At 50.0% G+C, this 24565-nt stretch carries 22 protein-coding genes; 6 read left to right on the top strand and 16 right to left on the bottom strand.

The genetic code is table 11. The features are described from left to right. From DFQ01_RS28105 to DFQ01_RS28085, 5 genes are all read right to left on the bottom strand, one after another. On the bottom strand, positions 1-451 hold a 451-nt coding region (locus DFQ01_RS28105), incomplete at its 3' end, for a DUF7666 domain-containing protein (RefSeq protein WP_425452449.1). Positions 452-502: 51 nt separating this feature from the next. Next, entirely contained in the window at positions 503-868 is a 366-nt protein-coding gene (locus tag DFQ01_RS28100; RefSeq protein WP_110047253.1) for a hypothetical protein, read from the bottom strand. Next, complete coding sequence (locus DFQ01_RS28095; RefSeq protein ID WP_110047252.1) at positions 865-1362, bottom strand: helix-turn-helix domain-containing protein; 498 nt, start codon at positions 1360-1362, stop codon at positions 865-867. Before DFQ01_RS28095 ends, DFQ01_RS28100 begins: the two co-directional genes overlap by 4 nt. 197 nt (positions 1363-1559) lie before the next feature. Beyond that, positions 1560-1874, bottom strand: coding sequence for a helix-turn-helix domain-containing protein (locus DFQ01_RS28090; protein ID WP_110047251.1), 315 nt, complete (start codon positions 1872-1874; stop codon positions 1560-1562). A gap of 41 nt (positions 1875-1915) precedes the next feature. Further along, on the bottom strand, positions 1916-2113 hold the full coding sequence (locus tag DFQ01_RS28085; protein ID WP_110047250.1) for a helix-turn-helix transcriptional regulator: 198 nt from the start codon (positions 2111-2113) through the stop codon (positions 1916-1918). Positions 2114-2299: 186 nt separating this feature from the next. On the opposite strand from DFQ01_RS28085, the gene DFQ01_RS28080 reads away from it, so the two are divergent. The 5 genes from DFQ01_RS28080 (at position 2300) to mnmA (ending at position 6411) form a co-directional block, all read left to right on the top strand. After that, complete coding sequence (locus tag DFQ01_RS28080; RefSeq protein WP_110047249.1) at positions 2300-2683, top strand: helix-turn-helix domain-containing protein; 384 nt, start codon at positions 2300-2302, stop codon at positions 2681-2683. Positions 2684-3161: 478 nt separating this feature from the next. Continuing rightward, positions 3162-3374 (top strand): helix-turn-helix transcriptional regulator, encoded by a 213-nt coding sequence (locus DFQ01_RS32265; RefSeq protein WP_110047248.1) that lies wholly within the window; start codon positions 3162-3164, stop codon positions 3372-3374. A gap of 198 nt (positions 3375-3572) precedes the next feature. Continuing rightward, positions 3573-3773, top strand: coding sequence for a hypothetical protein (locus DFQ01_RS28070; RefSeq protein ID WP_110047247.1), 201 nt, complete (start codon positions 3573-3575; stop codon positions 3771-3773). Positions 3774-3777: 4 nt separating this feature from the next. Next, positions 3778-5034, top strand: a complete 1257-nt coding sequence (locus DFQ01_RS28065) for a tyrosine-type recombinase/integrase (protein WP_110047246.1) — start codon at positions 3778-3780, stop codon at positions 5032-5034. A 249-nt stretch (positions 5035-5283) separates the two neighbouring features. Beyond that, positions 5284-6411 carry a tRNA 2-thiouridine(34) synthase MnmA gene (gene mnmA / locus DFQ01_RS28060; RefSeq protein WP_110047245.1) on the top strand — a complete coding sequence of 376 codons (1128 nt, stop codon included), beginning with the start codon at positions 5284-5286 and terminating at the stop codon, positions 6409-6411. Between the two features lie 423 nt (positions 6412-6834). On the opposite strand, the gene DFQ01_RS28055 is transcribed toward mnmA, so the two are convergent. Together DFQ01_RS28055 and DFQ01_RS28050 are read right to left on the bottom strand one after the other, a co-directional pair. Next, on the bottom strand, positions 6835-8139 hold the full coding sequence (locus tag DFQ01_RS28055) for a hemolysin family protein (protein WP_110047244.1): 1305 nt from the start codon (positions 8137-8139) through the stop codon (positions 6835-6837). Positions 8140-8519: 380 nt separating this feature from the next. Beyond that, entirely contained in the window at positions 8520-9878 is a 1359-nt protein-coding gene (locus DFQ01_RS28050; protein WP_110047243.1) for an Nramp family divalent metal transporter, read from the bottom strand. A 412-nt stretch (positions 9879-10290) separates the two neighbouring features. On the opposite strand from DFQ01_RS28050, the gene DFQ01_RS28045 reads away from it, so the two are divergent. After that, complete coding sequence (locus DFQ01_RS28045; protein WP_110047242.1) at positions 10291-11601, top strand: GHKL domain-containing protein; 1311 nt, start codon at positions 10291-10293, stop codon at positions 11599-11601. Between the two features lie 89 nt (positions 11602-11690). On the opposite strand, the gene DFQ01_RS28040 is transcribed toward DFQ01_RS28045, so the two are convergent. The 9 genes from DFQ01_RS28040 to recJ all read right to left on the bottom strand — a co-directional run bounded on the left by DFQ01_RS28040 (position 11691) and on the right by recJ (position 24176). Further along, positions 11691-13007, bottom strand: coding sequence for a replication-associated recombination protein A (locus DFQ01_RS28040; RefSeq protein ID WP_110047241.1), 1317 nt, complete (start codon positions 13005-13007; stop codon positions 11691-11693). Positions 13008-13175: 168 nt separating this feature from the next. Continuing rightward, complete coding sequence (locus DFQ01_RS28035) at positions 13176-13922, bottom strand: tRNA threonylcarbamoyladenosine dehydratase (RefSeq protein WP_110047240.1); 747 nt, start codon at positions 13920-13922, stop codon at positions 13176-13178. A 138-nt stretch (positions 13923-14060) separates the two neighbouring features. Further along, positions 14061-15869: an aspartate--tRNA ligase gene (gene aspS, locus DFQ01_RS28030; protein WP_110047239.1), complete on the bottom strand. Its 1809-nt coding sequence runs from the start codon at positions 15867-15869 to the stop codon at positions 14061-14063. A gap of 42 nt (positions 15870-15911) precedes the next feature. Beyond that, positions 15912-17165 (bottom strand): histidine--tRNA ligase, encoded by a 1254-nt coding sequence (gene hisS, locus DFQ01_RS28025; protein WP_110047238.1) that lies wholly within the window; start codon positions 17163-17165, stop codon positions 15912-15914. Between the two features lie 794 nt (positions 17166-17959). Next, positions 17960-18130, bottom strand: coding sequence for a hypothetical protein (locus DFQ01_RS31275; RefSeq protein WP_174812762.1), 171 nt, complete (start codon positions 18128-18130; stop codon positions 17960-17962). Positions 18131-18243: 113 nt separating this feature from the next. Then, positions 18244-18690 carry a D-aminoacyl-tRNA deacylase gene (gene dtd, locus DFQ01_RS28015; RefSeq protein ID WP_110047236.1) on the bottom strand — a complete coding sequence of 149 codons (447 nt, stop codon included), beginning with the start codon at positions 18688-18690 and terminating at the stop codon, positions 18244-18246. Positions 18691-18751: 61 nt separating this feature from the next. Beyond that, on the bottom strand, positions 18752-20938 hold the full coding sequence (locus DFQ01_RS28010; protein WP_110047235.1) for a RelA/SpoT family protein: 2187 nt from the start codon (positions 20936-20938) through the stop codon (positions 18752-18754). 323 nt (positions 20939-21261) lie between these two features. Further along, positions 21262-21777, bottom strand: a complete 516-nt coding sequence (locus DFQ01_RS28005) for an adenine phosphoribosyltransferase (protein ID WP_110047234.1) — start codon at positions 21775-21777, stop codon at positions 21262-21264. Positions 21778-21782: 5 nt separating this feature from the next. Next, positions 21783-24176: a single-stranded-DNA-specific exonuclease RecJ gene (recJ, locus tag DFQ01_RS28000; protein WP_110047233.1), complete on the bottom strand. Its 2394-nt coding sequence runs from the start codon at positions 24174-24176 to the stop codon at positions 21783-21785. Positions 24177-24565 lie beyond the last annotated feature (389 nt).

Here is a 24565-nt window from a genome sequence, read left to right as displayed (position 1 = left end):
CGTTGCGGTTGCCCGCGTTGTAGTGGCCCGCGTTGTAGTGGCCCGCGTTGCGGTTGCCCGCGTTGTAGTGGCCCGCGTTGTAGTGGCCCGCGTTGCGGTTGCCCGCGTTGTAGTGGCCCGCGTTGTAGTGGCCCGCGTTGGAATGTCCTGTATTTCCCTTACCAAGGTTGGCTATCGCAAGCATCTCGTGCCACGTAACTTCGCGAACGATATGAAGCTTATCGGTTACGAACTTGTCATCATCCGATTTGATTTCACCGAGTGCTTCGACTTCCGCTACCTTGTTCGCTGGATCGAAATTGTAGTAGTTGAAGCAATCTTGCACTTTCTCGCAGAAGTGAAATCCTCTTGCGCATGGTTCGATACTGCCTTCGTGGGTGAACGTCTTGCCGACTTCGTACATGAAGCCCCGGCAGCTCCAATCTGGGTTAAACACTTTATATCCGCGCATCTTCTTCCTCCGATTCGGCTTCAGCCGTTATTTGGTCGTGCTCGTCATCCCTTAATGGTAGGTAGCCTTCATCTCTTGAATGAAGATAGCGCTCGCCCCAGATCGGTCGGGAGAAGCGGTCGAGATCCATTCAGCCCCACTCCTTCCCTCAGACCCATTCACTTCCAGCAAAACATCTGCTATAATGAAGACAGCATGAAACCATTCGACCGGTTGCAATGCGCTATTGTCGCCCACCACGGCGGCAATTTTTGTTTTTATAGAGGTTAGCGCAACCTCACATTCTTCGATTTCATTCAATAGGAACCAATCCCAAGTACCGTCAGGCTGTTGCACATGCTTTAGCGCTCGATACATTGCCGTTAAACTTATAACGCGCTCTCGCAGTTGCTTCATCTCGCCATCTAATAGAATCAACGCTTCATCTCCCTTCGTTGCATCTCATGCTCTTTCACTAACTGCGGCATATCTAAGTTGAAATGCTCTTCCATCACGCCGCGCAGGATCGCTGCTACCTCGATAACGTCCGTCGCCTCGTGCCAGAGCTCACGTGCCCTCTCCCGGTTCTGATCCGGGTCGATGTGCTTCGCCAACACAAGCCCCTCCAGTGCTGTCTTCAAGTCGTGTAACTCTTTCATCATCAATTCTTTTAACGCTGCCGGATGAAGGTCCATCTCCGGGCAATGTTCAAGCATGTTTGATATCCAGCCGCCCGTCCTTTCGTCAGCAATCTTGAGGGCGAAGCGCCAGTTTTCTCGGACCAATTCTGCTTCAAGACCAGGTGGGCAGGGACGTTCACCCGATTCCACCTTAGCCAGCGTTGAACGATGGTGCTTAACCCTAATTGCCAAAAGCTCTTGTGATAACCCACGAGCCTTGCGGTACTGCGTGACGGTCATTGCTAACGACATCTCTTCTTCACCTCCCTTCGCGCAATGTGATTGTGGCAAGATGCCACAACCGACGCCTTGTATTGTGGCGCCACTGAGTTGTACGATTAATTCAGATCAAAACCCCGTAAGCTGAACGGCCAGCGTCCCCACGCTACCTCGTCCCCGTTAAAAACCCCTTCTTGATCCGATCCAGCTCCGTTCCCAGCAGAGCTGGATCAACCCACCGCAATTTTGTTAACTTCGTTCATTTCCAAGTAGGCCTCCAATGCTGCTATGCGATACCGTTTTTGCGCCCCTACTTTGACGTAAGGCAATTCCCCTTTATTAGAAAGCTCATATATCGTGTTACGGTGAACCTTCAAATACACCGCAGCCTGATTAGCGTCCAATGTCCCTTCCAACCGATACCGCGTTAATTCCTCTCTTACGATCTTCCTGATCTGATCCTCATTGATTTGAGTACCTTCTCCGACAAGCCCCTTGATTGTTTGCTCCAAAGAAGCAGCCAATCCAGCTAATTTTTCACTCATCGCATACACCTCTTCCTTGTGTAGTACGTCATTTAGGCGTATTATTCTGCAAAAAAAATGTCCCAATCAAATCCCATCGTTTCGGCAAGTCGTTTAGCAACCCTTGGAGCTGGAGTTCTGCGACCGGTTTCAAAATGTGCGTAGCTGGCTCTAGTAATACCGATCCGTTCTGCAATCGCATCTTGTGTCAGACTAAGTCGCTGGCGCTTTTCTTTCAACCACGTCCTTTCTGCGAGCATTGGATACACCTCCAAACATTTAGTATAAAACCCTTAAGTCTTGGTTAAACTGGATGATGCCTTTGTTACGATACTAAGCGTATCACGTCATTTAGGCGTACGTCAATACTGTATTAGCACTTCTAGACAGATTTATTTTTATACGTCATTTAGTTACACTTTACTGTAAGAAATGAGGTGAAGAGAATGAAAGTTCTCGCTTCAAGATTAAGGAGCGCTAGAGTAAGAATAGATAAAACGCAAGAACAAGTAGCTGAAGCGGTTGGAGTAGGACAAACAACTTATTCAAGTTATGAAGTAGGCAGACGAAAGCCAAGTTATAAAGTGCTACAAAAACTAAGTGAATATTTAGGAGTCTCTGCTGACTATCTACTTGGAAATACTGACGATCCGCAAGGAATAGCACCAGGGAAAGGTGCGGATGCGATTCTTCAAGCCATTGATTTAGATGATGAAGAAGCAATTGATTTATTAAAAACAAACTTACTTTATAAAGGTGAGGAAATATCTGAATCAAAACTAAAAGATATATTAAATGTGGCTAGAATCATGTTAAATTCTAAGGATTGATTTATTAATAAGGGTTATAAGTGCTAGATAAAGTAGTGGTTTATATTATTTGGTGATCTTAAAAGAACAGAAGTATTGCGAGGATATTTATAAAGGGATTGAACAAGTGGAAGATAAAACGAAAACGATTAATATTGTAGAACATTACATAGGGGTTACGTGAGTTAGCCCTAGAGACAAACACTAGGGCTTTTTATCCAGCGCTAAATTGGTTTTCATTTTCCCGCAGGGGTCCTTTTCAGGGCAGCCGCAGCATCTGAAGGTGCGAGAATCTCGTACAGAGGTTCTAAAGGTATACCGAGTTGTATGAATGCATATTCGACCTCTTTATCCAGCTGATCATTCTTACCTTTCTCTATACCCACTTCAGCAACACCCCTTGGCGCGACGTTGATATTACCATAATACACGAACAACAATAAGCGAACAAGCGTTCGTATAAAAGTGCTGTCGAAAAAATATTGTCGAGGAGTATCGTATGGCTTATGTGGCCGGGCGATGCTTACTTCGAGAACGCCGTCTAGAACGCAACCTTTCGCAACAGGAAGTGGCAGACTTGTCTGGGTTATCACGCTCCCATATTTCAGCGTTAGAAACAGACCGGTACACAATGACCTACGCCGACGCTATGACCCTTGCCAAAGTGCTGAAATGCGAACCAACCAGGTTGTACGAATTAGTGTGGCGTTAAAGAAGTAGCTGCGAAGGAGTAATTTCCTTCCGCCCCTCGGCATGTTGGTACACAACATATCAACGCCATAAAGTCAACGACAAATATTGATCCGCAAGTAAAAATATTCTACCACAATATCAATTATTTTGCTGTCGAACAATGAGGAACTAACAAATTAATTTTCTGAATTTATATTTTTCAGGAGGTGATGACGCCTTGCAAAAGAAGAATAATGATGTAATATGGTCATTATTAGGATACACAGTAGCACTCGCAATTGGTGTCCTAGTTGCATTCTGGCCATTCAAACCCCTTGTCACCGTCCACAAAACCCCCGACCCCACCCCATCTGAAACTTACGAACGCGACGAAATCTATGAAGACTACAAAAAAGGTTTATTAGAATACAAGGAGTGATCGTATGGCGCGTTGGGAGAAGCGCGGCAAGACCAGCTATCGCTTAATTGTGGAGTCCAAGAAACCAGACGGCAGCCGTGACCGCATTACCGAAACTGCCCACTGCCGTAACGGCAAAGAGGCAGACAAGGAACTCGCGAAACTCGTTGTTGCCGTGGAGGAAGGCACGTACGTTCCTAAGAAGCTGAGAAAACAACAGCAGCAACAGACTGCCGAAACGGAACATGCACTACCTGATCTCCCTAAACGTTATACGCTGCGAGAGCTGGTTGAGTTGTGGGAAAGAAACTATGCATCTAACCCGAATATCATGTCAGAGAATACATGCTATAATCGAATGGTGTATCTGAACGGATATATACTCCCTTACCTGGGAGATAAGTATATCGATGAAATTACAACTATCATGCTTGTCGAGCATTTCAATTTCCTTCGGACTGAGAAGCTTACCAAGAAAGGTAAGCCAATGAGTCTAAATTCAATGTCCTACCTTCATACAGCACTCAAGAACGTATTCACTCGTTCCATTGAATGGAAGCTGCTCAAAGAGAATCCTATGGTGGGCGTGAAGAACGTTCGTGAGTCGAAGTACATCAACAAGGAAATGTATTATGAGAGCAACGAGTCAGAGGAGATTATCAAACGCCTCTTCTCTCTCCCGCTCATGTGGGCTTTGTTCTTCTGCCTTGCTATCATAGGAGGATTCAGACGGGGCGAGATTGTAGCCTTAGAGTGGACAGGCGTGGACTTCGAGAAGAATGAACTGTCGATCGTGAAGACTATCTCCCGCAAACTGCCGTTAATCGGATTCGTTGAACGCAATCCAAAGACGAAGACGTCTAAGCGAACAGTCATCATGCCGGTATGGTTTATGCATCTACTGAGACTATACCAAGTGCAATGGGAGGAAGCCAAAGAAGCCATCGGATATGCTTGGGAAGGCGGCAGCCGGCAATATCTATTCCATGCAGGAAAGGGCCTCCCCATCTCCGTAACGGCACCGCGCAAGCGTTGGATTAAATTCCTCGATTATCACAGGTTTCGATTTGTTACAATTCATGGCCTGCGTCACACCATGGCGACCATGATGCTTGATGAAGGATTCTCTCTTAAAGTGATCCAAGATCGCATCGGTCATGCAAACTTGGCGTCAACTGAGATATACGCTCACGTCACCAAGTCGGCACAAAAAAGTGTTGCCGATCACTTCGAGAAATTGGCACCCGAAAAATTTGGCACCAATTTGGCACCAATCAACTAATATTCCCGTTCTACTTACAAATAAAAAGCGCTGGAAGCCCAGTAAAATCAAGGCTTCCAGCGATAATATTCCGAGTGGGTTTAACATCACATATATGTTAGCACAATGTTAGCCCTTCGTGTAGCAATATCGTGTCTTTCTCTTGAAAAAAGTGTGCAGAAAAGCACAGTTCCTTCAGACGAAGATGAAAAAGAGCCGGTGCCGTGTTACAATACATTCATTAATTAGCATCAAAGGTGGTTAACCCTTATGAATAAATCGAAAGCAGAAACGCGCGTTATCGTCGGCATGTCCGGCGGCGTCGATTCGTCGGTTACAGCCTATCTGCTCAAGCAGGAAGGTTACGATGTCATCGGCATTTTCATGAAAAACTGGGATGATACCGACGAGTTCGGTCATTGCACGGCAGAAGAGGATGCAGAAGATGTCCGCCGTGTATGCGATCAGATCGGGATTCCTTACTATACGGTCAATTTCGAGCGTCAATACTTCGATAAAGTGTTTACGTATTTCCTCGATGAATACAAGCGGGGACGAACACCGAACCCGGACGTCATGTGCAATCGCGAAATTAAATTTGGCGAATTTCTCCAAAAGGCGCTCGACCTCGGTGCAGATTATCTCGCTACTGGTCATTATGCCCGTGTTGAGCGCACTGAAAACGGTGAAACGAAGCTGCTTCGAGGCGTAGATGGCAATAAGGATCAAACGTACTTCCTCCACCAATTGAACCAGCAGCAGCTGTCGAAGGCAATGTTCCCGATCGGCCATCTGCCTAAACCGGAAGTTCGCCGCATCGCTGAAGAGGCTGGTCTTGCAACTGCGAAGAAAAAAGACAGCACAGGTGTCTGCTTCATCGGCGAACGTAACTTCAAGCAATTCCTAAGCGGCTATCTGCCAGCCCAGCCTGGTCCAATGATCGATCTGCGTACAGGCGAAGAGAAAGGCCGTCATGACGGCCTCATGTACTACACGCTTGGCCAGCGCCAAGGCCTTGGCATCGGCGGCTCCGGCAGCGGCGAGCCATGGTTCGTTGCTGATAAAGATCTGGAGAACAACGTGCTGTTTGTTGTACAAGGTGATGCTCACGCACGTCTCTACTCACAAAGCCTTGAAGCAGAAAATATGAACTGGATTGCACCAGAACTTCCGCAAGGTCCGATTCACTGTACAGCGAAATTCCGTTATCGTCAGGCGGATCAAGGCGTTACGTTAACGCTTGGAGAAGACGGTACAGCGACGGTCGTGTTCGATAAAGCTCAGAAAGCGATCACGCCAGGTCAGGCGGTCGTCTTCTACGATGGGGATGTTTGCCTTGGCGGCGGCACCATTAATAAGGTGCAGCTTGTGGACGAGACAAGTTTCCAACTCGCTTAAAGAGTTTCTACCAAGCCAGACCCTTAGGAACTCTACACATTAAAACCAATTGTTCTACCCACCCAAACCCTCCCTGCAAGGGAGGGCCCCAAAGGGCTTGTGCCCTCTGGACTCCTCACAAGGACGGGATCTTGGTTTGGTGGACCTTATGCCCGCTCTTACCGTTTTACGGCAAAGCTTCTGGATTATTGTATCTAGATACGTCAATTCGTCTGCATCCTTTGTTCGAGTGTGTGCATCTGTCACCGCCCATTGATGGGACAACGGAAGTGGGGCTGGGAGTCGCAGTCGCTTGCCCTTTGGGCAAGGGCAAGCTTACTAAAGTGCGTACAAATATTAATAATAAAGTGAAAATCATAAAGCCGTCAGCAGCAGGATGTCCTGCCGCTGACGGCTTGTTGTTTATTATTAGATGATAAGGGCTTAGCCGTGCTCTGCCTCGCGTTTCTCGTCGACCTCTTCTCCCTGCTGGCGCTTGCGGACTGTGATGCGGGAGATTCGCAGATGGTCGGTCTCTTCTACGATGAATTCATAGTCGTTGTCGGCTTGGACGCGTTGGTTTGGCTTGGGTGGAATTTCGATTTGCGAATATAACCAACCGCCGATTGTATCGTAATCATCGGTCTCAATATCGAGATCGAAGTAGCTGTTTACTTCCTCAATGAGCATCATGCCGCTTATGGAGTGAGTATGTTCGTCCCGCTTCTCTACCTCGGGTCGCTCTTCGTCGAATTCATCTTGAATTTCGCCGACGATCTCCTCCATGATGTCCTCCAGTGTAACGAGGCCAGACGTGCCGCCATATTCATCAATGAGAATCGCGATTTGCGTCCGCCGCTTCTGCATCAGCTTAAGCAGCGTACTGATTTGCATGGATTCAGGAACGGTCGTCATCGGACGGATAATGAGACGAATGTCTTTCATATTTTGCGAAGAAACCTTCAATATATCTTTGATATGGACGAAGCCGATAATATTGTCCTTATCGCCGTCGCACACCGGATAGCGGGTATGCATCTCCTTCAGCGCGATTGCCTTGTTATCCTCGAACGACATATCGGCATACAGACAAATCATCTCGGTGCGTGGAATCATAATTTCACGCGCATTCGTCTCGGCAAATTCGAAAATATTGTCCACCAGCGTTAATTCGGTATTATCGATAAGCCCATTCTTATGGCTCTCTTTCACGAGAATGCGGATTTCCTCTTCGGTATGCGCCGATTCCTGCTCAGACGCGGGCGCAACGCCAACCAGCTTCAGCAGACGATTCGCCATGCCGTTAAGCACCCATATGAAGGGGTACATGATGCGGTGGAATAATACGAGCGGGGCGGCAGTCAACAGTGTAACACTTTCGGATTTGCGTATCGCAATCGTCTTCGGGGCCAGCTCTCCGAGCACAATATGAAGAACGGTAATGAATGTAAAAGCGATAGCAAAAGCGATCGTATGCGTCAGCACCTCGCTTCGTAATCCGAACTGCGAGAACCACCTCTCTAACAGACTTGCAATGGCAGGCTCGCCGATCCAGCCAAGGCCAAGAGATGAAAGTGTAATGCCAAGCTGACAGGCCGACAGGAAACCATCGAGATTGTTCGTCAAGTGGGAGGCAAACCTCGCCCGCTTATGCCCAATCGACGCAAGCAAGTCGATGCGGCTGCTTCTCACCTTGACCATTGCAAATTCTGCAGAGACAAAAAAACCGTTCATAAACACCAACAGCATAATTAGTACCAGCTTCAACGCTAACGGTAACGGGTCGCTACTCAACCAGTCCCTGCCTACCGCACGCCGCTCGCTTCGCAGGAAACGGACGATGCAATGGCAGGCGCACCTCCTTCATTTAGACGAATACACGTAAAAATTACCAATTGCATACCATAAGCTTATTCGATTCATTACGGCAGCGTCAAATGATGGCTGGACCAATTTCCGCTTTAAACGCTCCGTATTCCACTCTATTCCGGAATGATCCTGTCTTATGCCAGTCATTCGTGCCTATTCTGCCGCTCAGCGATGAACAGTGCACTTTACATCAACTCTACAAAAACTTAGAGAAGCCGCACACTGCGCCCTCTTCGGGCCAGCGTACGGCTTCTTGTTGTTCAGCTGAACCAGTCTGCAAACGTCTGGTACAGCAAATAAATATTTAATCCTGCGATGATAACGGCTACTGTCCATGCCGTCAGCTTCATCCACAGCTTGTTGGCGAACTCGCCCATCTTCTGCTTATCACTCGTAAACTTGACGAGCGGGATGACTGCGAACGATAGCTGGAGCGACAAGATTACCTGGCTAAGAATAAGCAGGTCTGCCGTACCAGAATCACCTACGATTGCAAGAACGACAATCGCTGGAACAACTGCGATCAGACGAGTGATCAGCCTGCGGAGCCATGCCGGAAGCCGGATGTTAAGGAAGCCTTCCATTACGATCTGACCAGCCAGCGTACCTGTCAACGTAGCGTTCTGACCGGCCGCGAGCAGTGCGACACCAAACAGGACGCTCGCTGCAGTCGTGCCAAGCAGCGGTGCAAGCATATGATAGGCATCGCCAATCTCAGCAATCGCTGTGTTGCCTGTCGTATGGAACGTCGCAGCCGCGATGATCAGAATCGCCGCATTGATAAACAAAGCCAGCGTCAGAGCGATGGTCGAATCAGCTGTAGCGAAACGAATGGCTTGTCGTTTGCCCTTCGTCGTCTGTTCAATCTGACGTGTCTGTACGATCGAAGAATGCAAATACAAGTTATGCGGCATGACCGTTGCACCAAGAATACCAATGCCAATATAGAGCATTTCGGGATTGCGAAGCAATTCCATATTCGGTGCGAATCCAGCAAGCACGCCGCCTGCGTCCGGCTTCGCCCAAATGATTTCGATTAAGAAGCAGACACCAATCGTACCGATTAACGTGATAACTAACGCTTCAATGTAGCGGAACCCTTTATTTTGCAGCAGCAGCACGATGAATACATCAAGAACGGTTATGATGACGCCATATATAATCGGGATCCCGAACAATAAGTTCAACGCAATTGCCGTTCCGAGCACCTCTGCTAGATCACAGGCTGCAATCGCAAGCTCGCACAGCACCCAAAGTCCCATTGCAACCGGCTTACTGTAATGATCTCGGCACGCCTGTGCCAAGTCGCGGCCTGTTACAATGCCAAGCTTACCCGCCAGACTTTGCAGCAGCATCGCCATAATGTTGGATAGCAGGATGACGAATAACAGCGAATAGCCAAACATTGATCCGCCGGCGATATCGGTCGCCCAGTTGCCGGGATCCATGTAGCCGACAGCGACGAGGTAGCCGGGTCCTGCAAACGCAAGAAACTTTCGAAACCATGATCCTGTCTTCGGTATTGTGAGTGAAGCATGCACTTCAGGCAGGCTGACACCTTCACGCTGCTTCTTCCATCCTTGATTATTATGCATCGCCAATCCAGTTTCTTTCCCCATGTCGACTCACCTCTTTATAAAAATTGTACTAGGCAAACGGTTTTGCACTCGGTCAACTTTTTCGGTAAAAAAAGGAACGTATATGATCACGATATGTCATACCCTTTGGGAATGTACCTATCCTCATTGTAGCCGACCAAAAAAGTTTGTCAAGTGCAACTTTTATGTAAAATATTAACATAAGCTTGTCCACTGACGATAAATGTTCGAACTAACGTACTGCCTAACTAAAGCCAATTCAAACCTATAATAAAGCACGCATAATGGTTGAAATTAAAATTTTTCATTGAAACTGGATATTTTTACTATTAATGAATTCCTGAAAGTCGATTTCCTTGTTAATATAAAGGATGAATGCTCTCAACAAATTCGTACTCTCCGATAAACGTAATTCATATAGAAAGGATGTTTCATGAGGTCTTATCGCTATAACCCAAAAAAGAAAATCGCTTTCTTTATTGTGCTCACGCTGCTTATACTCGGTTTGCTTACGTTCTTAAAGATCATGCTCTCTAACTATACAACAGAGAAAGCATCACAAATAACACTTGCTCAGCAGTATATTGCAATGGCCCAGTCGATCGCTAGCGGCATGGACAAGATCGCCTATGAGAAAGTGCTGGCTTCTCGGCAGTATGATCGTGACTTTGATTCGATCAAGCATTATTTGGAGGAATACCGAACCAGAATCAACGCGCTGTATGTCTACACATTAGAGCTCGATGAAACCGATGTCGCGAAGGTTATGGTTGCCGCCATGTCGCCTAATGTGAACGATCATATGATAGGCGTACCTTGCACAGTTCCTCCTAAACAGGTCAATCAAGCAAAAAATGGTCTTTCCTATTATACAAATGTCATTAACGATCCTACCCATGGACTGTACATTTCTGTCGGCGTTCCATTCTACAGCGCTGCCGGCAAGATGTTAGGCGTCGTTGCGATTGATGTGGATGTCAACCATCTGAAAGAGATTGGACATGAAGTAGTCAACAGCAATCGGCTCATCCTCGTCGTTGATATTTTGTTTGTTGTCCTGCTTCTTGGCGTCGTATTTACGGTTCACAGTTGGTATCGCGTTAGCCTTAAGCACGACCTGACGGAGTCAGAAACGATGTATATCTCAGAAATGAGTAAAATTCTCCAGTCCATCAAAGCTGGACGGCATGATCTAATGAACCATCTGCAGGTGATGCGAGGGCTAATGGATATGAGGATGTACGATCGTGCGAATGAGTATTTGAAGCAGTTCTCCTCCGATACGCGAATGCTCGATTTATCGACACGCATCAAAAATCCGGTCCTTATGGTGTTGTTCCAAACGAAATGGCAGCAGGCTCATATAAAAAACATTGAACTGCAGTTTGAGATCGATTCCGATGATTTCAGCCGTGTGGCTTCCATGGATATTGTGAAAATCTATTCCAATCTGCTGGACAATGCAATTGAAGCGGTTGAAGCGTATAAAGGCGATCATCCGCGGTGTATCCGTGTCGTCTGTAAGACAGTTGGCTCCCACTATATGTTTGCAGTGGAGAACCCCGCCCTAATCTCGATGAAGGACCAAAAATATTTGTTCCAGCGCAACTATACGACCAAATCAACAGAGGCCGTCCTTCGTGGCAATGGTCTTATGATCATTAAGCGCACCGTGGACAAATACGAAGGGCATATCCACTTCCAATATGAGAATGAGAAAGTGTTGATTCAGATTACGATTTAATAAAATGGTATTACAGGAAAAAGGCCAATAGGAGTCGCGTGACGCTGACTTCTACTGGCCTTTTTGCTTTTGCATATACGAATAATAATCTACCCTTTGGAACGGCTGCGCCGGCGCAATTGGTTCTGGCGGATTTTGTCCTCCATCCCCTGCTCGGTCGCCTCGTAGAATGCACGCTCGCGCAGTCCGTCCGGCAAATACTGCTGCACCACATAATGACCAGGGAAGTCATGCGGATACTGATAGCCGACATGGCCCAGCTTCACAGCTCCCTTATAGTGCGCATCGCGCAAATGGAGCGGCACCTCCATCGTACCGACGTGCTCAATTGTTTCCATCACTTTGCCGATCGCGACAGTCGTCGCATTCGACTTCGGACTCTCGACCGCGAACAGAATCGCCTGCGCGATATTGTACTTCGCCTCCGGCCAGCCGATTTTGCGATACGCTTCAAGCGCTGTCGTCGCCTGCACCATTGCCTGCGGATTCGCAAGTCCAATATCTTCGCTGCATGCGACGATCAGCCGGCGGATGAACACCATCGGCTCCATCCCCAGCTTCTCGACCGCATACAAGAACCAGAACAGCGCAGCGTCACTGGAGCCCCTCACACTCTTGTGAAAAGCCGACAACACATCATACTGCGTTGATTCATCCGCCTTCGCCAGCGGCTTGCGTACCGATTCCTGTGCAACCTCTAGCGTAACATGCACCGAGCCATCAGGCTCGGATGGCGTCGTAACAGCTGCAATCTCGAGTGCATTAAGCGCCCTGCGAATATCGCCGCCTGCCGTCTGAGCAATGTGCTCAAGCGCGTCATCATCAATTGCCAGCTTCATGAATCCCAGCCCCCGCTGCGCGTCTGCAATCGCCCGTCTCATCGCTTCTCGGGCATGCTCCTTCGTCAGCGGCTCTAATTGGAACAACGTCGAACGTGACAGCAAGGCCCCGTTCACATAGTGGTAGGGATTTTCCGTCGTCGCACCAATAAATATAATAATGCCCTGCTCAACAGCAGGCAGAAGCGCATCCTGTCTGGAAGAATTAAACCGGTGCACCTCGTCGAGAAACAGGATCGTCTTGCGCCCGTACATCATCTTAGCTGTCTTCGCTTTATCGATGACGTCCCGAACGTCCTTCACGGAAGCGTCAACGGCATTCAGCTTCACAAAGTCCGCCTCGGTCCGTTTCGAAATAATATGCGCAAGCGTCGTCTTGCCGCATCCCGGTGGTCCGTATAGCAGAATCGATGAGATTCGGTCGCCTTCAATCGCCCGTCGCATCAGCTTGCCCGGGCCGACGATATGCTCCTGTCCGATATAATCGTCGAGCGTTTCTGGACGCATCCGGTCCGCAAGCAGTCTTGCGCGCGGCGTCTGCTCGTCCGCATAGCTGAACAAATCCATTTCCCCGTCGCTCCTTTAACTTGCTCTCTATAATAAATATTGTAGCATAAAGAGACGCTCATCCGCACACTTGTTCGGACATGGCAACGTGCATCGGCATGCTTACTTCACTTTATAACAAAAAAGAAACCAGCCCCATTGCGATGCTCAGGCTGGTTTCTTGGGTTACTACAAAATGTCCACGAGCAGGTCCTTCACGATCACGCTGACCATGATTAGACCCGCAACAGGCGGAACGAAAGCGTTGCTCGCCGGCGGCTGCTGCGCCTTGCGGATTTCTGGCGCATTCTCAGGCACGATACGCTGCGTGACGTCCTCACGCGGCTTCATCGGCTCTTCGGACGAGAATACGACCTTCACGCCTTTCTTAATGCCTTCTTTGCGCAGCTTCGTGCGTACTACACGCGCGATTGGATCGGTATGTGTCTTGCTGATATCAACAACTTGGAATTTCGTCGGGTCCATTTTGTTCGCGGCACCCATGCTGCTGATGATCGGAATTTTCCGCTCAAGACACTGCTTGATCAGATGGATTTTGTACGAAATCGTATCGGAAGCGTCGAGCACGTAATCAAGCGGATACTCGAACAGCTGCTCATACGTTTCCTCTGTATAAAACATCCGAAGCGAAATCACATCGCATTCTGGATTAATGAGCTTGATCCGCTCAGCCATCAGATCTGCCTTCGGCTGTCCGACGGTCGTTGTCAGCGCGTGAATCTGACGGTTAATGTTCGTAATGTCGACAACGTCTTTATCGATGAGAATGAGTCGGCCGACGCCTGTACGAGCCAATGCTTCTGCCGCGATCGAGCCTACGCCGCCGATGCCAAGCACCGCAACGGTGCTGCCGCGCAGCTTATCGAGTCCTTCAGGACCAACTGCTAACTCTGTCCGTGAAAATTGATGCAGCATGAGAAGATCCACCTTTCTTGAATTGAAAATTATGTATCCCTGAATACAGAAAATGTCCGGCATCGGCGGCATGTAGCGCCAGAAGCCGGACGATTCTCATGTTGTAGGGCCAGCAGCTAAGCCAGCCTCATCCAATCATTACGCTTGCGGCGCACCTGCACCAGCAGCGGCAGGCTTCGCGCTTGGCTTCGCTACCGTGCGGATGTGCAGCTGCTCAAGCTGCGACAGCTCAACTGTCGAAGGTGCATCAACCATAAGGTCCGTTGCGCTTGCCGTTTTAGGGAACGCAATCGTCTCACGCAGGTTCGTACGGCCTGTCAGCAGCATGATCAGACGGTCAAGACCGAATGCAATACCGCCGTGTGGAGGCGTGCCGTATTCAAATGCGTCGAGCAGGAATCCGAACTGCTCATGCGCTTGCTCCATCGAGAAGCCAAGCGTTTTGAACATAAGCTCTTGTACATCACGCTTGTAGATACGCATCGAGCCGCCGCCGACTTCGTAGCCGTTGAGAACGATATCGTACGCTTGTGCGCGCACTTTGCCTGGATCTGTTGCGAGCAGCTCGAGGTCTTCTTCGTTCGGACGCGTGAACGGGTGGTGCATTGCAACATAACGCTTCGCATCTTCGTCCCATTCGAGCAGCGGGAAGTCAACCACCCACAGGAACTTGAATTTCGACTCGTCGATGAGGCCCAGATCACGGCCGAGCTTCAGACGCAGGTTGCCCAGTACGTCAGCTACAACCTTCGGCTTGTCAGCGGAGAACGTCAGCAGGTCGCCATCTTCAACGCCTAGACGCTCCGTCAACGCTTCGATTTCTTCTGGCTTCAGGAATTTAACGATTGGACCTTTCCACTCGCCATCCTTCACCGTAATCCATGCCAGACCTTTACCGCCGTAGCGTGCTGCGAACGGCTGCAGGTCGTCGAGCTCTTTGCGGCTCCAGCTTGCGCAGCCCTTCGCGTTCAGCGCTTTAACTTCGCCGCCGGATGCTGCTACCGATGCGAACACTTTCACTTCGCTGTTTGCAACGATGTCTGTAATGTTCTTGATCTCAAGGTCAAAGCGCAGGTCCGGCTTGTCGGAGCCGTATTTGTCCATTGCTTCAGCATATGTGATACGTTGGAACGGAAGTGGAATCTCATAGCCGATCGTTTCGCGGAATACGCGAGCCATCAGCTGCTCCATCATGCCGAGGAGCTGATCCTGCGACAGGAACGACGTCTCAATGTCGACTTGCGTGAACTCTGGTTGACGGTCAGCACGAAGGTCTTCATCGCGGAAGCAGCGTGCGATTTGGTAATAACGCTCGATGCCGCCGACCATCAGCAGCTGTTTGAAAATTTGCGGCGATTGCGGAAGCGCGAAGAATTCTTCTGCATGCACACGGCTTGGTACGAGATAGTCGCGCGCGCCTTCCGGCGTGCTCTTCGTCAGAATTGGCGTCTCTACATCGAGGAAGCCTTCGCCGTCGAGGAAGTCACGGAATACTTTGGACGCCTTCGAACGAAGCAGCATCGTACGCTGCATCTCAGGACGGCGCAGGTCGAGGTAACGGTGCTTCAGACGAATCGACTCGTCTACTTCAACGCCGTCTTCGATTGGGAATGGAGGCGTCTTAGCCGCGTTCAGAATTTCGATCTCTGTTACGCGAATTTCAATCTCGCCCGTTGCGAGGTTCGCATTGTACGTTTCTGCATCGCGCTCAACGACTTTACCACGAACTGCGAGAACATATTCGTTACGCGCTTTGTCTCCCGTTTCAAGTGCAGCACCGGAGAAATCAGGGTTGAATACGGTTTGCACGATACCCGTACGGTCGCGCAGGTCGATGAACAATACGCCGCCAAGGTCGCGGCGACGCTGTACCCAGCCGTTCAGTGTTACGGTTTGGCCGACATCTGCTTTCGTCAGCGTACCGCAGGAATGAGTTTTTAACATCATGTTAGATCAAGCTCCTTCGGATAGTTTGAGTATGAGTTAGTGCTATTTGCTGCTCGCGATTGCATCAGCCAGCTGATCCAGCTTCACGAAGCGCTGTTCGCCTGTCGCCATCTCTTTCAGTGCGATTTCGCCGCGCTGCAGCTCGTCATCACCGAGAATGGCTGTAAAGCGTGCTTTGAGACGATCAGCCGATTTCATCTGAGCTTTCATCTTACGGCCCTGATAGTCCCGCTCCACAGACAGCCCGTGTTGGCGCATGCCGTAGATAAGCTTCGAAACTTCGCGTTCCGCCGCATCGCCTAGGGCGATAACGTACGCGTCAATTGCGTTCAAGTCCGGAAGCTCCGTCTGCTGGTGCTCCAGCAGCAGCACTGTCCGCTCAAGACCAAGACCGAGACCAACGCCCGGCTGGTCCGGACCGCCGATTTCGGATACGAGACCATTGTAACGGCCGCCGCCGCCGATCGTATCGATCGCGCCGATGCCTTCCGCCTTGTACTCGAACGCCGTGTGCGTGTAATAATCCAGGCCGCGCACGAGACGCGGGTTGACAGAGAACGGAATGTTCATGTCGCTGAGGTACATTTGGACTTTATCAAAATGCGTGCGGCACTCGTCGTCGAGGCTGTCGACGATCGAAGGTGCGCCCTCGAAGTGCGCCTGATCGACTTTGCAGTCGAGCACACGGAGCGGATTACGGTCCATCCGCGACTGGCAGTCCTTGCACAGCAGGCTGCGTTTCGGCTCCAAGAAGCTGAGCAGACGCTCACGGAATGCGGCGCGTACGGCTGGCGTACCGACGGAGTTGATTTCGACGCGAACGCCTTTAAGACCAACTTCTGTATAGAACGTATAGCCGAGTGCGATAACTTCCGCATCTAGCGCCGGATCAACAGCGCCAAGCGCTTCGATACCAAATTGATGGAATTGACGGTAACGGCCGGCCTGTGCACGCTCGTAGCGGAACATCGGACCGATGTAATACAGTTTCGTCAGATCCGGCTCGCCATACAGCTTGTTCTCGACGTACGCGCGAACCGCGCCTGCCGTTCCTTCCGGGCGCAGCGTCAGGCTGCGATCGCCACGGTCGGTGAACGTGTACATTTCTTTCTCGACGATGTCCGTCGTCTCGCCTACGCCGCGTTGGAACAGCTCGGTCGATTCAAAGATCGGCGTCCGAATTTCACGGAAGTTGAACCGGCGGCAAATCTCGCGCGCCTTGCTCTCAACGAACTGCCAACGCTCAACAGCGCCCGGCAGAAAGTCCTGCGTTCCCGGCGGTTTCTGGAATGCCATGTGAATCCTCCTAAAAGCAATTTGCTATCTTCTTCGGTTTTGCTGCTTGTGGCAAATTGCTGCTTCGTAAGCATACGCTTAGCAATTTGCTATCTTCTTCGATACTGCTGTTTGTGGCAAATTGCTTGCTTCGTAAGCATACGCTTAGCAATTTGCGTTCTTCATGGTTTCAAACTCGGTCAGCCCGGTAGGATGCTGTGAAACAAAAAAACTCCCGCCCCTGACTGCCGAATTAATCGGTCAATCAGGGACGAGAGATTGTCATTGTTCTCCCGTGGTGCCACCCACATTCCGAGTCTTATCACGATAGACGGCGTAAGGCCTGCCCCCGATCCAAGAATCGCTCAAACGGTTAACGCCCGTCATACGCGAAACGGCTAATGACATCTGCATAGGCTAACCTGCTTGCAGGATGCAAGTCATGCATGTGTTCACCGTTCGTTCTCAGGGAAGTCATTCGCCTCGCCATCATAAAGACGCTTGCAGCCTTGGCGTCTCTCTCTGTGTACGTGTACGCGGGTACTTGGTCCCATCATCGAATCATTACTTATTCCTTTAAATATTACTCGCCAGCTAATCCGAAGTCAAGCCGCCAATTAGAATTCAATTGCATCATCGATCAAATCAGGCGCAGACGTGTAAACCCTCTTGAAAAAGACAGAAAAAAACCTGCGGCATACGCCACAGGTTATCAAAAGTATATTTTAAAAAAGGGGGTCGAGTTCTAGTATAGACCGACCATGTTAAGGAAAGATGTTAATCGCATTACAAACAGATTACAAAATATAAAGCGTTTACGTTTGCTCCTGGTTATGCCTTCTCGCCGGCATCGTGCCATGTGCCCACTCCGCAGCCGCTTCCATGTCGTCCTCCCATTCGTCCAACAGCATCGCTTCCTTACGATCGGTGGACAGCAGGCGGTTATTAGCACGCTGCACACTTTGCTCTTTGCGCGATTGATGCATTCGGATACAGCTCCTTTACGGTCAGTCGTCTGCCGTGCCCACGGCAATTCGCTATCCCGTATTGTTTCCGAATTCGGGCAAAGTAACCGTCATTAGAGCGCTCGCAGCAGCTATTAGCTGCTTGGGCTGTCCAAAATAAGCGTAACCGGTCCCCAATTGACCAGAGACACGTCCATCATCGCGCCAAATCGACCCGTTTCAACCTGAAGCCCTGTATCGCGCAGCAGCTCATTAAATCGATTGTACAACGCCTCGGCAGGCTCTGGACGTGCTGCGGCCATGAAGTTCGGGCGCTTGCCATTACGGCAATCGCCGTACAGCGTAAACTGCGAAATCGATAAGATGGAGCCGCCTACGTCTTGAATGGACAAGTTCATTTTACCTGCATCATCTTCAAAAATACGCAAGCCGGCGATTTTGTCAGCCAGCCACTTCGCATCCTTCTCCGTATCGTCATGTGTGACGCCAACGAGCAGGACGAGACCGCGGTCGATCGCGCCTACAGTTACGCCTTCCACTTCTACAGATGCCTTCTTACTGCGTTGCAATACAACTCTCATCTCAATCTGCCTCCAAAATGTAAAACCGCCTGCCCAATTGGGCAGGCAGTCGCGAAATGTGCTATTGCATAATCCGCTGAACGGAATAAATATCTTTGACGCGCTTGATTTTCTCCACGACCGATTCCAGATGCTGAACGTTGCGAATGAGGATGGTCATATGGATCATCGCCATCTTGTTCTTCACCGCACGGCTCGTAACAGCAGAAATATTCGTCTTGCTCTCGGATACGGCCTGCAGCACTTCATTCAGAACGCCTCTGCGATCATGGCCGGTAATCTCGATATCGACGCTGTAATTCGCCTCGACCGACTCTTCCCATTCCACTTCGATCACGCGATCTGCTTCCTCGCCCTCACCAGCAGCCGGTATGTTCGTGCAATCCAAACGGTGCACCGAAACGCCGCGTCCACGTGTAATGTAGCCAATGATCTCATCACCCGGAACCGGATTACAGCAGCGAGCAAAACGTACGAGCAGGTTATCGATACCCTTAACGGTAACGCCGTAATTCGGTCGATTGCGCTTAGCGCCTGGCGACTTCATCTCATGCGGCTCGTTGGACAGCTCGATTAGGCTCGCTTCCTCCGCCTCTTTGCGAAGCTTCTCCGTCAGCTTAGAGCATACCTGCGCCGCTGTAATGCCGTTGAAGCCAATTGCAGACAACATATCTTCAACGTCGTTGAACGTAAACTTGGTCGCTACTTCCTGCAGCTTATCTTCCGTCAGCCATACCGAAGCTTCCAGTCCAAGACGTTTGATCTCACGCTCAAGAAGCTCGCGGCCCTTGGCCACATTCTCGTCGCGCTTCTCTTTCTTGAACCACTGCTTGATCTTGCTGCGCGCGTGCGACGACTGCGCGATCTTCACCCAATCCTGGGATGGTCCATACGAGTGCTTCGAGGTAAGGATTTCGACGATGTCGCCGGTTTTCAGCTTGTGGTCAAGCGGAACGATCCGGCCATTCACCTTCGCCCCGATCGTACGGTTACCGACCTCCGTGTGAACGCGGTAAGCGAAATCGAGTGGTACAGAACCTGCAGGCAGCTCGAACACTTCACCTTTTGGCGAAAACACAAATACAAGATCCGAGAAAAAGTCCATCTTCAGCGATTCGACAAATTCCGATGCATCCTTCGCGTCCTGCTGAAGCTCAATAATTTCACGAACCCATGACATTTTATCTTCAAAATTACCGCCAGCTACGATATTCGGGCTGCCTTCCTTGTATGCCCAGTGCGCAGCCACACCGTATTCGCTCGTCCGGTGCATGTCCCATGTCCGGATTTGTACCTCAGTGGGTTCCCCGTTCGGCCCGATCACCGTCGTATGGAGCGACTGGTACATATTCGCCTTTGGCATCGCGATGTAGTCCTTGAAGCGGCCAGGCATCGGTCTCCACAACGTATGAATAATGCCAAGCGTTGCGTAGCAGTCTTTAATATTGTCGACAATAATGCGAATCGCAAGCAGATCATAAATTTCGTTGAACTGCTTGTTCTTGATCGTCATTTTCTTATAGATGCTGTAAATATGCTTCGGACGGCCGGAAATGTCGCCATCAATGCCCATTTCCTCCATCTTTTCAAATATTCTTGCAATTACGTCCGCGATGTACCGTTCCCGTTCGGTCCGCTTCTTCTTCATCAAGTTGGCGATACGATAATACTGCTGCGGATTCAAGTAACGGAGAGCGATATCCTCCATCTCCCACTTGATCGCACTAATACCGAGCCGATGCGCAATCGGGCAAAAGATTTCGAGCGTCTCATACGCGATGCGGCGCTGCGCCTCTTCCGACTGAAATTTCAGTGTACGCATATTGTGGAGCCGGTCGGCGAGCTTGATTAGAATAACGCGAATGTCCTGTGCCATAGCGACAAACATTTTGCGATAGTTCTCGTTCTGCTGCTCTTCCTTCGACCGGAATTGAATTTTCTCTAGCTTAGTAAGGCCATCGACCAGCATCGCACATGTTTCGCCGAACCTCGCGCGAACAGCACTTAATTCGACGGTCGTATCTTCGACAACATCATGCAGCAATGCCGCAATAATCGACATAACGTCCATCTGCATGTCGACAAGGATTTCTGCTACTGCAACCGGGTGCAAAATATATGGCTCACCCGACTTACGGACTTGACCGTAATGGGCCTGCTCCGCAAAAGCATAAGCCTCGCGCACATGCAGCAGATCCTGTTCCTTCATGTAGGTCGATGCCTTTTCAAGTAACTGCTCTATGCCCATGCAACGTCCCTTTCCGAAACGAGTCGACATACCTCGTTTGCCCTAATCAAACTATCGGTCGTACACGATTCATTCATAATGGATTAAAGCTATTATGCCTGTTAAACCAACACGGCGTCAACTCTTGCCTGCTGTTAGCTGGGACCCACACCATAACGTCTGTACCGCAATTCATAATCGTTTATACGACAAATTAGGTCATTGGTGTCTGTTTTCTAGACTTCGAAGCTTAGAAATTGTTAGGTGTAAAACAAACACGCCCTTTGAAGGACGTGTCATGTGTCTGTATATCAATCGAAATTGAGGCTTCGTAATCGTTGATTCTAGTACGTAATAAGCGAGTTAATCTCGATTCCGCTTCCAAGCTTCTCGCGTCCTGGCAAATAACTGAGCTCAATGAGGAACGACGCACCAACGACTTCGCCGCCGAGCTGACGAATCAGGTTGATCGTCGTAGCGATCGTGCCGCCTGTAGCGAGCAGATCATCGGCAATAAGAACTCGCTGACCTGGCTTGATGGCATCGGTATGAATCGCCAAGCTGTCCTTTCCATACTCGAGATCGTAGCTTGCTTGCACTGTATCGAACGGCAGCTTGCCTGGTTTGCGGACAGGAACGAAGCCTACGCCAAGCGCAATTGCAAGCGGAGCGCCAATGACGAACCCGCGCGCTTCAGGACCGGCAATTACGTCGATCTCCAAATGTTCTACAGCAGCCCTCATTGCTTCAATTGCTGCGCGATAAGCAGGCCCGTCCTGAAGAAGGGTCGTAATATCTTTGAAACGGATACCCGGCTGCGGGTAATCGTGGATAACGCGAATATAGTCCTTGAAATTCATGAAGCTTAACTTCCTCTCGTTATAAAATGAAATAATTGCTCGGTCGATGCGAATAAAATGCCATTTGTCTCTACCCGGCGCTGCGCTTTGATATACGCTTGCGAGGTAGACAGCTCCGCCTTAACCGGCGTCTCCGCGACTGTTACTACGCCAGAGCTGCGTTGAATAAAGGCCAGCTCCTCGAACACATCCAGCATCATCGCCGCCACGGAAGGCGGCCAGCCAATTTGTCCAGAGAGCCGCTCAGCCAGCCCTTGCTCCTGTGCCTTGCCAAGCCGCCTGAGCAGCTGATAAGCCATACCGAAGTCATTCCGCTCTGGGAAGCTCGGCTTCCCAGCTCTATCATTCCGTTCATTGGCCCGCTTCGGATAAAGCAGATGAACGGACTGTAATCGTTCGAATTTGGCGAGAATCGACTGCAGGTCATCAGCAGATGGCGGTAAGCCGTAAACAATAGCTTCTACGAATGGCAGAGAATCCAATAATGAATCTTCATAATGCCCAATATAATAATGCTCCGCCATTGCATCGGTTCTTGCACACGCTGCCGCCGTCTCGCGAACCGCTTCTTCACTCGTGAGTATAATCGTTCGTCTGCCGCTTCGGCTTGCTGTCTCCAGCAGGCGCCGAAGCGCCGCATACGGTTCTCGTTCATCACGCCAATCGAATAGCTGGATTTTCTCCACTCTTAAATCTTGTATGAACAGCTGCGGCTTCCGATTGCCGTTCCATTCATTCACAGCAAGCTCGCCAACCAGATCAACGGATGAACCATGCGCCATACGTTCCGCTAACTCGCCGAAGCCGAAACCAACGGCTTCAAGCTTTATTCCGCTGCCGACAGTAAGCCTCAAATGGCGGTGATCCTTGCCCATCGTACGCTTGTCCGTAACGGGTTGATCAGTCAACAGAAACCGCGGAGCCGGATTTCCCGCACCGAAGGGCTCCAACAGACCCAACTGATCGATTGTTTCCAGCGTAACATCCGACGCTGTACAGCAAATATCTACAGCCGTCCGCGGAATCCAATCCTCCGGCTTAAGCCATGCATTGGCAGATTGAATAAGACTCGCCTCAAATGCTTCGAGACGATCGCGATGCAGACTCATCCCCGCCGCAGCCTGATGGCCGCCAAAATGTTCAAACAGCTCCGCGCATTCGTTCAACGCAGCATGCAGGTCGAAGCCTTCAATAGAACGCGCAGAACCTTTGCACATCCCAGTCTCAGCATCGATGCCAAGCACAACGGTCGGCTTGTAATGTCGATCAAGCAGCTTGGAGGCGACAATACCGATAACGCCGGCATTCCAGCCTTCACCTGCCACAACAATGACAGACGGTTCCGGTGCCCCAGCCTCTGCCGCCGCTTGGCACTTATCCGCCCACTGCTGCTTCGCTTGCTCGACAATAACTTCTACGATACCTTGACGTTCTCGATTAAGCGTATCCAGCCTTGCCGCCATGGCATCAGCTGATTCTTGATCCGGTGTTGTCAGCAGCTCAACTGCACCGTTCGCATGATCGATCCGCCCGCTTGCATTAATGCGCGGCGCCATGGCAAACGCTACATTCGTCGATGTCACTTTCTGAATATCGACGCCAGCGATCTCTGCTAGCGAGCGAAAACCTGGGCGCATGTTCTTCGCCATCGTCTGCAGTCCGAACTTGACGAGTACACGATTCTCTCCCGTGAGCGGCATCACGTCTGCGATCGTGCCGAGCGCTACGATATCCGTCAAATCAAGCGGCGGTTCGCCAAGCAGCGCCGTTGCAAGCTTGAATGCAACACCAACACCCGCAAGAGACGAGTAGGGATACGTGCAAGCTTCTTGTTTCGGGTTGACGATCGCATACGCTTCCGGCAGTATAGCTGGCGGTTCATGATGATCGGTGACAACTACATCGATGCCTAAACTATTCGCATAAGCGACCTCATCGACAGCACTAATTCCAGTATCGACTGTGATGAACAGCTTTACCCCTGCTTCAACTGCAAGATCTACAGCCGCATGGTTCATTCCGTAGCCTTCACGTGTCCGGTGTGGAATATAGTAATCAAAGTTGGCATTTAGTCGATGGAGCAAATGTATCATAAGCGACGTGCTGGAAACCCCGTCTGCATCGTAGTCACCGTAAATACGGATACGTTCTCCGCTTGCAATTGCATGACGAATTCGCTCCACGGCTGCTGTCATACCGTGCAGCTCATAGGGATCGTGGAGCAGCTCTTTGCCGCCTTGAAGAAAAGCTTCCGCTTCATCCGCTGTCTCGATGCCTCGTCCAACCAGCAAACGAGCAACGATCGTAGGAATGCCGAGCAGCTTCGATAGGCTGCTCGCCGCCTGATCGCGGTCTTCCGTCCATTCCGGCTCCGACCACCGTGTTTTCGATGGAATCATCGGTGCTCGCCTCCCTTACGTAGAATAGGGGCTCTCCGCCCCTTTTGACCCCGATATGTTTAAACCACCATAATAATTGCAATTTCTTAATCTTTAAGAGTTCTACCGCGCTGTGAGTCGCGTGCCCTGTCGGGCACAGCTTTTGTTCGAGCTGCTCATTTGTTACTCACTAGGTTGCTCTAACGGACCACAGAGATGCTAATTACCATTGAATTGCCCGTTTAGAGCTGTAACGGACTTCATTAGCGCTATTTGCTTGGAGTATGAGCTTCATTCGAGCAAATTCATCCTATAAGCACGTATGAGTCCGTTAGAATCTGAATTATTTAATTTGGTGCAAAATAAAGTCCTCTCGGTCCGTTAGAGCGGTAGCAGCCCCCTGAGGAGTG

Origin of the sequence: Paenibacillus cellulosilyticus (genome assembly GCF_003182255.1) — a bacterium.
Taxonomy (GTDB): Bacteria; Bacillota; Bacilli; order Paenibacillales; family Paenibacillaceae; genus Paenibacillus_T; species Paenibacillus_T cellulosilyticus.
The sequence above is the reverse complement of the archived record's forward strand: the minus strand, read 5'-3'. Positions and strand labels throughout refer to the sequence as shown.